We start from the raw sequence: 12,313 nt of genomic DNA, 5'->3' as shown, positions 1-12,313 counted from the left end.
TTGCGTTAATTTGACGCAAATTAAATTCATCACACTAAATCATTGATTATCAATAAAAATAATTGAATCTAAAAGGACATATCAAAAAGAAAGCCTCGGTTTTTCAAACTAAAGTACTTCTCTTTATTAAAGGAATACAATTTGCCCGGACGCCCTGCTGAGCTCATCGGCGCGGTTTCATCAAGTTCAATCAAAAGATCCAACTGTTTTATTTTCCTTTTAAAATTCCTTCTGTCTATTTCTCTTCCAAGAAGATTTACATAAAGGTGTTCAAGGTCTGAAAAAGGGAATTTCGCATCCAGCAACTCAAAACCAATAGGTTCGTAAGTTATCTTCCCACGTAGTCGTTGGATCGCGGAGTTAATAATATCAACGTGATCAAAAGCCAATGATGGCAGCTGATTCACAGCAAACCATGAAACATCTTCCGCATCACTGCCTGCAGAGGTAACAAAAGAATCAGGTTTTACCAATGCATAGTAAGCAACTGAAACAACACGGTAGCGAGGATCACGGTCCGGATTGCCAAACGTATATAACTGTTCAAGATAATTAACTGTTAAACCCGTTTCTTCCTGTAACTCTCTTACCACTCCATCCTCCAAACTCTCATTATTATGTACAAAACCTCCGGGAATAGCCCATTGATGTGCGAATGGGGCAATCTTTCTTTTTATTAAGAGTACAGAGAGCCCAGTTTCTTTCGTATAACCAAAAACAACTGCATCTACCGCAAGTTTCATCGACTGTTCAACCGGATAATTATGAAATGTTTTACTCATGATGTTTTCATTACGCAGATTTCTGGGTTTAAACTTAAAAATATTATTTCAACAACTATTTATATACTTGTAGCAAATTTAGTTCACGCAAGTTGAAACATTCAACTATGAAAAATCCTTATTCCATGAAAGCCATTCTAAAAACCACTTTCGCTTTAATTGCGATCCCTTTTAGTTTGTCGGCACAAAGTAAATACGTTTACCATGTCGATCTAAAAACCGTTAAAAATGATCAGGTACAGATCAACCTGACAACTCCTCCTATTGCTGAAAACCAAATCGTATTTTCATTCCCGAAAGTGATACCGGGTTCTTATAGTGAGAAAAATTACGGCAGATTCATTGAAGGTTTTACAGCCATCGATAAAAATGGTAAAAAACTAAAAATCGCTAAGGTCAATGAAAATCAATACGAAATCAGTAATTCAAAAGAACTTGCTCAGGTTCAATATCGAGTGAATGATACCTGGGATGAAAAAAGACCTGATTTCATCTTCCAACCAGGAGGTTCTAATATTGAAGCGGATAAGAATTTTGTCATCAATAATTTTGCATTCTTTGGTTATTTCGAAGGATACAGAATGCTGCCATTTGAACTTACCATAACCAAACCTGAACAGTTATATGCATCAACACATTTAGAAGTAGACAGAAAAAGTCCTAATCTTGATATCATCAAAGCCAAGGACTTTGTTTATTTGGCCGATAATCCGATTATATATGCCACCCCAGACACCACATCGTTTAATGTAGGCAAAAGTAAAATAAACGTTTCTGTTTATTCGGCTAATGGCAAGGTTAAGAGTGCTCAGATCGCTGAATACCTTAAACCAATGGCTGCTGCACTGGAGAAATTTTTCAATGGGTTCCCGGTAGACTCGTACCAGTTCCTTTATTATTTTGAAGATCCAAAGAGTGCGTTAACAGGAAAAGGGTTAGGCGGTTACGGTGCATTAGAACACAACTATTCTTCGTTGTACTTTTTACCTGAGATGGAGTTGGAGAAACAACTTAAATCATTGGTCAATGAGGTTTCAAGCCATGAGTTTTTGCATATACAAACGCCGTTAAATTTACATAGCGAAGAAATTGAAAATTTCGACTTTGTTAATCCAAAAATGTCTCAGCACTTATGGTTGTATGAAGGAGTAACAGAATATTTTGCAAATCTGGTACAGGCGCAAAATGGCTTACTCACAGAAGAAGAATTCTTCAAGAATATGCGCGATAAAATAAATCAAGCGGAGGAGTTTGGCGATTTCTCAATGACCGAAATGAGCAAGAATGTGCTAACGAAAGAATACAACCCTAAGTATCAATCAGTTTATAATCGTGGTGCATTAATCGCTTTAATGTTAGATCTATGCATCCGCGAAAAAACCAACAATCAAAAGGATTTAAAAACTGTTGTACAGTATCTTTCAACACAATACGGTCCTAATAAGCCTTTTAAAGACGGTGATCTTCTAAAAGAGCTCGTTTCGTATTCACATCCGGATGTATCTGCCTTTATTAATGATTACATAACTGGCAACAAGCCCCTTCCTTATCAATACTATTTTTCAAAATTAGGTTACAGCTATACCCCAGAAACTAAAATTCAGGTTTATTATCCTGGAAGAGTTGGGTTAAAATTTGAAAACAATAATTTCCTGTTTTCTCAGGTAGAACAAAATGCACTAGGTATTCAAGAGAATGATACACTGGTAAAGATCAACAATATGATGGTTGACTCGAATAATATCGATGAAGTTTGGAATAAATTCTTCAATATGAATACGGAGTATCCCGAGATTTCAATTGTAGTGAACCGGAATGGACAAGAGAAGGTGCTGAGCGGTAAAATTTATTCTGGAACAGCCACCATCAAAAACTATTTAATTCCTTCAACTAAATCGTCGGACGACGAAAAGAATAACTTAAAGCTATTACTCAAGAAAAGTTAAACTAAAAAACGCTCTGATGACAATCAGAGCGTTTTTTCTTATATTACTTCAGTTCCTCTTTTACCACCGGCAACGCCATTTCAGCCCATTGAGCATACAGTTTACCCGAAAAATGGAGATCATCACTTGCAATCAAACTTAAATCATTTAGGGCAGCATAGGATGTCTGGGTAATATCAATATAATGCACTCCGAATGCTTCACTTTCTTCTTTGTTTACCGCATTAAATCTGTTAATCTCAGGCGTAATTTTTTCCAAGTTGTCTTTACCATAAGGCGTAACTCCCCAATCAGGAATTGAAAGCACAAAAACACGTTTTTTATTGCCCTTTGCAAACTGTTTCGCAGTCCGCAACAACCTTTTGAAATTGCTTCGGTATGCTTCTGTACTTCGTTTACGGTATTGATTATTAACGCCGATGAGCAGTGTTACAAAATCAAATGTGGTACTAAGTTTTGCTTTTTCAATGCCTTTCATCAGCTCGTCTGTTGTCCAACCAGTTGTGGCAATTATTTCGGGATGATCCACATCGATTCCATCTTTTTTCAAGAGTTCCACCAGCTGAACCGGATAACGGTCAGAGATTTCTACTGCTTCACCAATTGTATAGGAATCGCCTAAAGCGAGATAAGTAAGTTGTTGATTCGACATGGTAAGATATTGTCACGCAAAACCGCAAAGCATAGGTTTGCCTTAGCTGCGTGAAGTGATTGATCAAACAAGATTCATTTCAAAAAGTTGACAAAGCTTAGATTTCAAAATTTCTTTTGTTTCATTGATATCTATATCGCGACCCAACTCTTTGTTTAAGGAGGTAACCGCTTTATCCTGAATACCACAAGGCACAATATTACCGAAGTAATTCAGATCTGCATTTACATTAAAAGCAAAACCATGCATGGTAACCCAACGGCTACAACGAACTCCCATCGCACAGATTTTACGTGCAGCCCATGGATCATCACCATCAAGCCATACACCTGTTTGTCCCTCTGTTCTTCCAGCAGTAATGCCGTATTCCTTGAGCGTTAAAATAATGGCCTCTTCCAGAAAACGAAGGTATTTATGAATATCTGTAAAGAAATGATCAAGATCCAAAATAGGATAACCGACAATTTGTCCCGGACCATGATAAGTGATATCACCACCACGATTTATCTTATAATAGGTAGCGTGTTTATCTTCCAGTCCTTGTTCGTCAAGCAACAAATGCTCCGGCTTACCGCTTTTTCCTAATGTATAAACATGCGGATGCTCGCAAAAAATAAGGTAATCATTCGTCGGTTGTTGTATTCCGTCCTTATTATCTCTATTTAACGTTTTGATGCGAACGGTTTCATCAAATAATGCTTCCTGCTTATCCCAAGCCTCCTTATAATCAATAAGTCCCCAATCTAAAAATTGAACTTTTTTTATTCCTGCTTCATCCGAAGAAACCTGATTTATGTTATCCGCTTGCATACTTCATACTTTATTAAAACCAGATTTACACATTAGCATCAGTGCAAATCCGACAATTTTGCCAAAATTAACTAAATCTTATAACTTGCCACCGTCTAATTACATCTCTCTATGGCAACACATAACGACCTTGGAAAAGCAGGTGAACAAATTGCATTCGATCATCTTGTAAAAAACGGCTATGCGATTATTGAACGCAACTGGCGATACCAGCATTCAGAAGTTGATCTTATCGCACAAAAAAACAACGAACTTATTTTTATTGAAGTTAAAACGAGAACCGGAAATTTCTTTGGATTCCCTGAAGAATTTGTAACAAGCCGGAAAGAGAAATTGTTTGGATTGGCGGCCGACGAATTTATCTATCGAAGCGCGCACACCGGAGAGTGCCGATTTGATATAGTTTCCATCACTTTTTCAACCGATGGAAAAAGCTATCAGGTACATCATATTGAAGATGCATTTTTTCCAAGATGAGAAAGATATCCCATCAAAAAAATTAATGCACACTCATTTCAGTGATTCTCGTTATCAGTTTATTCTTTTTTGTCAAGATCCTCAGTAGGCATCGTTGAATCGTCAATCAGAAAAACATAAAACTCTTTGGGACCGTGAGCACCCAACACCAATGTTTTTTCGATATCTGCCGTTCGACTGGGGCCTGTAATCACCGTAATGTTGCTTGGAAGATGCTCCTCATATTTTTCTTTTAATAAGGCGAAAGCATCTTTCAGGTCCATTACCAATTGTGATGCATAAGCTAATACAATATGTGTGTGCGGATAAACACTTAATCGTCGTCCGCTTTGCTGAGCACTCGAAACCAAAACGCTTCCATTACGAGCAATTAATGCTTCACAGGTTGTTATACCCACTTCTGCGTCAACAAAACCTGAATCATCTCCTATATATGGGTAATCGTATTTTTTCAGTAATTGCTGAAGTTTGGTATCCCAACAGATAATCTTTAACCAATCTTTCTCCTCAGCAAGATTAAGTATATTTTCAATAAATTGAATTTCATCTTCACAAAACAAAAAATGACCCGATATTTTATTCAATTCCTCTGCAAAAATAATTTCCAATAGTTCATGATTGGGAGGATAAACTGGCGAATCTTCATAATTAGGATAAGGATTATCGCGTTTTTCCAACAATGCTTTACGGATATTTTTTAGCATCCTTTCACGAGGAGTGGTGATCGGTTTTTTATTCATTTTGCAAAAATAATAATTTATGAACTTTACAAACAAAAAACGTCCCAAACATAGCGTTTGAGACGTTTTCCTTATTTTATTAATTATAGATCATCTATAGTTAAGCTTTTTCTTCAGAGCTTTCAGTATTTGTAACCTCAATTGGTAAGCTTTGATTACCTTCTGCTAAAGGATGCTCTGCTCCGTTTTGAGTACCATTTACAAATTCATCATAAGTAGTTCGGGTATCAAAAGGACGTTTACCTAAAATTTCCTCCAAGTCAGACTGGAATAAAATTTCTTTTTCCAATAGTTTTTGAGCTAATGCTTCTAATCCTGAGCGTTTCTCAGTTAACAGATCTTTAGTGCGCGCATAAATATTGTTGATCAAATCACGCACCTCATGGTCAATCAGTTCTGAAGTTTTTTCAGAGTAAGGCTTACTGAAACCATACTCATTTTGCTGATCATTAAACGAAACATTACCAACTTTTTCATTCATACCGTAAATGGTAACCATTGCATAAGCAAGTTTGGTAATGCGCTCAAGGTCATTTTGTGCACCGGTAGAAATTTTACCAAAGATGATATCTTCTGCAACACGTCCACCCATTGTCATACACATACCATCGGTCAACTGCTCTGTAGTATATAAATACTGCTCTTTTGGCAGATACTGTGCATAACCTAAGGCAGCAACACCACGAGGAACGATAGAAACCTTTACTAACGGATCAGCGTGTTCAAGGAACCAGCCAGCAATTGCGTGGCCTGCTTCGTGATAGGCAACGATTCGTTTCTCTTCAGGTGAAATGATCTTATTTTTCTTCTCAAGGCCACCAATAACTCTATCAATAGCATCCTGGAAGTCTTTTAAATCAATTTCCTTTTTATTTCTACGGGCCGCAATTAATGCCGCTTCATTACAAACGTTCATGATCTCAGCACCTGCAAAACCTGGAGTTTGAGCCGAAAGCTTCTTAGGATCAACATCCGGAGCTAACTTCAATGGTTTAAGGTGAACTCTGAAAATTTCTTCACGACCATTTAAATCCGGTTTATCAATTGAGATTTGTCTGTCGAAACGTCCTGGACGCAATAAAGCAGAATCTAATACATCCGGACGGTTAGTAGCCGCCATAATGATAACTCCTGAATCTGTAGCGAAACCATCCATTTCAACCAGCAATGCATTTAAGGTGTTTTCACGCTCATCATTTCCTCCCATTATTTGATTTTTACCACGTGCACGACCAATCGCATCGATCTCGTCAATAAAAATAATACAAGGAGCTTTATCACGAGCTTGACGGAACAAGTCACGAACACGAGATGCACCCACACCCACAAACATTTCAACAAAATCTGAACCTGAAAGTGAGAAGAAAGGCACTTGTGCTTCACCTGCTACTGCTTTAGCTAGTAACGTTTTACCGGTTCCCGGAGGGCCTACTAAAAGTACGCCTTTAGGAATTTTACCACCCAAACTGGTGTATTTTTTAGGATATTTAAGGAAATCAACGACTTCCATAACTTCCAGTTTCGCCTCTTCTAATCCGGCTACATCATTAAATGTAATGTTTACTTGTGATTCTTTATCAAATAAAGTCGCTTTAGATTTTCCGATATTGAAGATCTGTCCACCCGGACCACCTCCACCGCCAGTCATACGGCGCATAATGAAGATCCAGAAAATTGCCACCAAGGCAATCGGTAAAATCCATTGCAAGAAGAATGTCAGTAAATAGTTTTCTTCCTTCTTCTTATCAGTGATTTTTATTTGATCTGCCTCTGACCAATCTTTTTGTACCGCATCAATTTTGCTCTTCAGATCTTTGTAATCATAAACAGTAAGTACATATTGAGGGCCGGTATTAGAGCCAAAAGTTCCTTTACCATTTACATCCTTATATTTATCAGTAGACAATTTGTCTTTCTTAATATATATATAGAACTCATATGTATCATTGCTTTTGTAAACATTGATATAGTCTACATCGTGTGATTTCAGCACATCATTTAAAAAACCTTTCTCATCGATAGGCTTAGGCGAAGAACCTGAATAGAACAGGTTAAAGCCGATAATCAATGCCAGAATAGTTCCGTAAATCCATAATCCGCTAAACTTTGGTGGTTTAGGAAGAATTTTCTTTGGCATCTTATCCCGTGAGTTTTTCGGTTCGGAATTGTTCTCTCTCATTAAAGTTGTAATTAATAGATTTTATAACCTGAGGGTTGCAAGTTTGTTTTATTCTGCTGCGAGATAATCAAATAATTACATAATTAATAATCTGTTTGTCAATAACAAACTATTGTTACATAGCTACGTGATAACTAACCAAACAATTAGGCGCTTTGGTAGGTCTTTATTTCCGCGTCACCCCACAATTCTTCAACACCATAATATAAACGTTTGTCTTTTTTAAAAATGTGTACAACCACATTCACAAAATCTAACAAAACCCATTCGCAATGATCTAACCCTTCTTTTCTCCAGGGTTCTTCTTTCAATGCTTTATACACTTCTGCTTCCACTGAATTAGCAATGGCTCTTACCTGGGTAGTCGATTCTGCATCACAAATGATGAAATAATCGGTAACAGAACTGTGTATATTTCGGAGGTCAAGCCTCACAATTTCATTTCCTTTCTTCTCCTGAATTCCGTGAATGATAACATCTGAAATCATTTGGGATTCATCCGTTCTTCTGTTTTTTACCATTCAAAAACCTAACTTTGAAAATTTATAAACTTGATTTAATACTCACTAAAATGCAATTTACTACTAATTCTGCATTATTTATAGGTCAAAATCTCGTTGCATTAAGCGAAGTTGATTCGACCAACAATTATTTAAAGAATTTACTTACAAATTCTACGCCACCTCCCGAAGGTACTGTTATTATGGCAGAAAACCAGCATAGCGGGCGGGGGCAAATGCAGAACAAATGGTTTGCAGAGCCGGGAAAGAACCTTACTGTTAGCTTTTTGCTCTGTCCAACTTTTGTAAAAGCCGTTGATCAATTTGATCTCAATAAAGCAGTTAGTTTAGGCGTTGCTGACTTTGCAGTTCATTTTCTAGGGGGTAAAGTTAGCATAAAATGGCCTAATGATATTTATTGGGAAGACAATAAGCTTGGAGGTATTTTAATTGAGAATTTTCTTTCGGGCACTCACCTAAAACAATCGATAGTGGGAATCGGTTTAAATATCAATCAAAGTCATTTTCCTCAAGCTGTAAAAGCCATCTCATTTAAATTGATAAAAAATGAAGATTACTTGTTACAAAACTGTTTAAATGCATTAAGCGTATATCTTGAAGCCCGATATCTACAACTAAAGAATGGGGCACTAGATAAATTAAATACTGATTATCTTAATCAGTTATACAGACTTGGCGTAAGAGACCTTTATAGGGCTAATGGCGAAGTTTTTTATGGTGAAATAGTTGGAGTTAGCCAATGCGGTCAGCTTCAAGTAGATATAAATAATGAGGTTAAGTCATTCTCCTTTAAAGAAATAGAGTTTATATAGTAATGTAAATCTTACAATTACGCATAAATATTTTTCTAATTTTGCGATTGCCGATGCTCAGTTGGCTTAACCTAAACATAGATAAACGAATGAAGAGAGTACTAGTAATGTTAGCGATGCTGATAAGTAGCATTGCTGTTTATGCACAGATCGAAACACCGGTTACCTGGTCGTATTCTAGCAAGAATACCAAAGGTGATGAGGCCGTATTGATTCTTACTGCAAAAATCGATGGTGGATGGCATATGTATTCACAGTTCATCGCTGATGGAGGCCCGGTTCCGACTTCCTTTAAATTCACCCCTTCAAAGGATTATGAATTAGTTGGCAAGGTTGACGAGAAAACTCCTGCTCACAAAGGATTTGATCAGACCTTTCAAATGAACATCGCTTATTTTGAAGGCAAAGCAGTTTTTGAACAAAAAATAAGACTAAAAGTTCCTTCAGCGAAAATCAGCGGTAAATTAGAGTACATGGTTTGTAACGACCAACAGTGCTTACCTCCTGAAGAGGTTGAATTCACCATTTCAGCAACCGGAACTCCAAAAACTGCAGATGCAACTGTTGCTCCTGCTGTAACAGATCCTAAAACAGCACAGGCAACTACAAAAGTTGATAGCACTAGTACAGCCGCACATGCAACAACTGTTGATACAGCTGCGAATGATACTGTTTCAAAAAGTGGAGTAACTCCAATTACCACTCATGAAAATGGCGGACCAACCGAAATTAAATCAGCGTCAACCTGGGGAATTTTCATAGAAGGCTTTTTATTTGGCTTTGTGGCTTTATTAATGCCTTGTATATTCCCTATGATTCCGTTAACAGTTAGCTTTTTTACCAAACGCAGTCCTTCACGTGCTGCAGGTATCCGCAAAGCAATCATATTCGGATTAGCTATCATAGGTATCTATGTGATATTTGGTTTAGGAATTACAATTGCGCTTGGAGAAGATGCATTAAATCAACTGGCAAGTAACGCAATTGCAAACCTTATATTCTTTGTGGTATTAGTGGTTTTCGCTGCTTCATTCTTTGGTGCATTCGAAATTACTTTGCCAAGCTCATGGGCGACTAAAGCGGATGAAAAAGCAGATAAAGGAGGAATACTGGGAATATTCTTCATGGCATTAGCTTTAGCATTAGCGTCGTTTTCATGTACAGGCCCACTTATTGGTAACTTGTTGGTAGAAGCAGCAAGAAAAGGACAGTATTTAGGTCCTGCAATGGGAATGTTAGGTTTTTCTACTTCGCTGGCAATTCCTTTTACCTTGTTTGCAATATTTCCAAGCTGGCTACAAAATCTGCCTAAATCAGGCGGTTGGTTAAACTCAGTAAAAGTTACGTTAGGCTTTATTGAGTTGGCATTCGCATTGAAATTCTTATCGAATGTAGACCTTGCTTATCACTGGGGTATTTTAGACAGAGAAGTATTCCTTGTATTATGGATCGTGATCTTCACCATGTTAGGATTCTATTTATTAGGAAAACTCAAATTCTCGCATGATAGCGACCTGCATTATGTGTCTGTTCCTCGTCTGTTTCTATCGCTAACTTCTTTTGCATTTGCAATTTATATGATCCCAGGATTATGGGGTGCTCCTTTAAAATCGATCAGTGCTTTTGCTCCTCCAATGGGAACTCAAGATTTCGATCTGTCAGTTCTTACTGTAGGTGGCGGGTCTAATAACAATAATCAGGCTTCGGCTCATACCGCAAAAAAATATGCAGGTATTTTCCACGCTCCACACGGAATTGATGCATTCTTTGATTATGAAGAAGGGTTGGCTTACGCGAAAAAGGTTGGCAAGCCTGTAATGGTCGACTTTACCGGACACAGCTGTGTAAATTGTCGTAAGATGGAAGCAAATGTTTGGTCAAATCCGGATGTATTACAGCGCTTAAAAGGTGATTATGTATTGATTTCATTGTACGTTGATGATAGAACCGAATTGCCGGAAAGCGAACAATATGTCTCAAAAACAACCGGTAAAAAAATCACAACTGTTGGAAAAAAATGGAGTGATTTACAAGCTTCAACCTACAATACGAACTCTCAACCATATTATGTGCTAATAGATCATGCTGGTAAAGCATTAGTACAACCTCAGGCTTACAACCCTGATATTCAAAACTACGTTCGTTTCCTCGATAGCGGAAAACAAGCATTTGAGAATCAGAAATTAACAATGAAATAAAAATTAAATAACACATAAGAAAGGCCTTCTGAGTATATTTCAGAAGGCCTTTCTTATTTTTGCATCTTGAATATCGTAATCTATAACCAAAGTCATAAAGTAGATTACAAAATTTATATACATTTGCCACATTAGTTTAATGGTATACGAGTATTTTACCTAAAAATTAATAGCGCTTAAAATTTTTTGAACAATGATTAAGAAAATTGGTGTTTTTACTTCCGGAGGTGACGCTCCTGGCATGAATGCATGTGTAAGAGCAGTAGTACGTACTGCTATATATCATAATATTGAAGTTGTTGGAATAATGCGTGGTTACGAAGGAATGATCAATGGCGAGTTTGTACCATTAGAAACTCAATCTGTAGCTAATATTATTCAACGAGGAGGAACTATTCTTAAAACCGCAAGGAGTAAGGATTTTATGACTCCTGAGGGTCGTAAAAAAGCTTATGAACAATTAAAAGCTCAAGGCATTGATGCGTTGGTAGCAATTGGTGGCAACGGAACATTTACTGGCGCTACTGTATTTGAAAAGGAATACGGAATTCCTGCAGTTGGAGCTCCGGGTACAATTGATAATGACTTATCAGGTACTGATTTTACCTTAGGCTACGACACTGCTATTAATACCGTAATCAAGGCAGTTGATGCAATTCGTGATACCGCTGAATCACACGACCGTTTATTCTTTGTTGAAGTTATGGGCCGAGACTCTGGTCAAATTGCTTTAGCAACAGGAATTGGAACTGGTGCAGAAGCCATCTTATTACCTGAAGTAAAATTTGATCTGGAAAGACTATATGATCGTTTGGAAAAAGGACGTCGCAAATCTGCAAAGATCATTATTGTAGCTGAAGGCGATGAAGCCGGTGGCGCATTTGCAGTAGCTGAAAAGGTAAAAGAGAAGTTTCCTCAATTTGATACCAAAGTTTCTGTGTTGGGTCACATCCAACGTGGGGGGTCTCCATCATGTTTCGATCGCATGCTGGCTAGTGAATTGGGTTTTCATGCTGTGGAAGCTTTAATTGCCGGTCAAAAAGGTGTGATGGTAGGTAAGATTGATAAAAAAATCGTTTATACTCCTTTTGCTGAAGCAATTAAAGACGAAGCAAAAATGGATGTGGAAATGCTAAGAATGGTTGGCATATTAGCCTCTTAACTTTTCTTTAAAAAACATAAACTGCATTTAATCA

At 37.4% G+C, this 12,313-nt stretch carries 11 protein-coding genes; 5 read left to right on the top strand and 6 right to left on the bottom strand.

The window, feature by feature from the left end:
• Positions 1–68 precede the first annotated feature (68 nt).
• The gene (locus SOLCA_RS20170) at positions 69–782 is read right to left on the bottom strand and encodes an NUDIX hydrolase (RefSeq protein WP_014682328.1); all 714 of its coding nucleotides are present in this window, start codon (positions 780–782) and stop codon (positions 69–71) included.
• A 107-nt stretch (positions 783–889) separates the two neighbouring features.
• Between SOLCA_RS20170 and SOLCA_RS20165 the strand changes: the two genes are divergently transcribed.
• Positions 890–2,728: a M61 family metallopeptidase gene (locus SOLCA_RS20165; RefSeq protein WP_014682327.1), complete on the top strand. Its 1,839-nt coding sequence runs from the start codon at positions 890–892 to the stop codon at positions 2,726–2,728.
• 43 nt (positions 2,729–2,771) lie between these two features.
• Here the strand turns inward: SOLCA_RS20165 and SOLCA_RS20160 are convergent, their stop codons facing one another.
• On the bottom strand, positions 2,772–3,380 hold the full coding sequence (locus SOLCA_RS20160) for an SGNH/GDSL hydrolase family protein (protein ID WP_014682326.1): 609 nt from the start codon (positions 3,378–3,380) through the stop codon (positions 2,772–2,774).
• Between the two features lie 63 nt (positions 3,381–3,443).
• On the bottom strand, positions 3,444–4,190 hold the full coding sequence (lipB, locus tag SOLCA_RS20155) for a lipoyl(octanoyl) transferase LipB (protein ID WP_014682325.1): 747 nt from the start codon (positions 4,188–4,190) through the stop codon (positions 3,444–3,446).
• A 111-nt stretch (positions 4,191–4,301) separates the two neighbouring features.
• Here lipB and SOLCA_RS20150 point away from each other — a divergent pair, with 111 nt between their 5' ends.
• Positions 4,302–4,667, top strand: coding sequence for a YraN family protein (locus SOLCA_RS20150; RefSeq protein ID WP_014682324.1), 366 nt, complete (start codon positions 4,302–4,304; stop codon positions 4,665–4,667).
• A 59-nt stretch (positions 4,668–4,726) separates the two neighbouring features.
• Here the strand turns inward: SOLCA_RS20150 and SOLCA_RS20145 are convergent, their stop codons facing one another.
• The 3 genes from SOLCA_RS20145 to rsfS form a co-directional block, all read right to left on the bottom strand.
• Positions 4,727–5,407 carry a LutC/YkgG family protein gene (locus SOLCA_RS20145; RefSeq protein ID WP_014682323.1) on the bottom strand — a complete coding sequence of 227 codons (681 nt, stop codon included), beginning with the start codon at positions 5,405–5,407 and terminating at the stop codon, positions 4,727–4,729.
• 100 nt (positions 5,408–5,507) lie between these two features.
• Positions 5,508–7,586, bottom strand: coding sequence for an ATP-dependent zinc metalloprotease FtsH (ftsH, locus tag SOLCA_RS20140; RefSeq protein WP_014682322.1), 2,079 nt, complete (start codon positions 7,584–7,586; stop codon positions 5,508–5,510).
• A gap of 146 nt (positions 7,587–7,732) precedes the next feature.
• Positions 7,733–8,107, bottom strand: a complete 375-nt coding sequence (gene rsfS, locus SOLCA_RS20135; protein ID WP_014682321.1) for a ribosome silencing factor — start codon at positions 8,105–8,107, stop codon at positions 7,733–7,735.
• 50 nt (positions 8,108–8,157) lie between these two features.
• Between rsfS and SOLCA_RS20130 the strand changes: the two genes are divergently transcribed.
• From SOLCA_RS20130 to pfkA, 3 genes are all read left to right on the top strand, one after another.
• Complete coding sequence (locus SOLCA_RS20130) at positions 8,158–8,919, top strand: biotin--[acetyl-CoA-carboxylase] ligase (RefSeq protein WP_014682320.1); 762 nt, start codon at positions 8,158–8,160, stop codon at positions 8,917–8,919.
• Between the two features lie 89 nt (positions 8,920–9,008).
• Positions 9,009–11,117, top strand: coding sequence for a protein-disulfide reductase DsbD family protein (locus SOLCA_RS20125; RefSeq protein ID WP_042481755.1), 2,109 nt, complete (start codon positions 9,009–9,011; stop codon positions 11,115–11,117).
• A gap of 193 nt (positions 11,118–11,310) precedes the next feature.
• Positions 11,311–12,279 (top strand): 6-phosphofructokinase, encoded by a 969-nt coding sequence (gene pfkA, locus SOLCA_RS20120; protein ID WP_014682318.1) that lies wholly within the window; start codon positions 11,311–11,313, stop codon positions 12,277–12,279.
• Positions 12,280–12,313 lie beyond the last annotated feature (34 nt).

It is taken from the genome of Solitalea canadensis DSM 3403, from assembly GCF_000242635.2.
Lineage (GTDB): Bacteria > Bacteroidota > Bacteroidia > Sphingobacteriales > Sphingobacteriaceae > Solitalea > Solitalea canadensis.
Note: the sequence above shows the minus strand (reverse complement) of the source record. Positions and strands in the feature narration are given on the sequence as shown.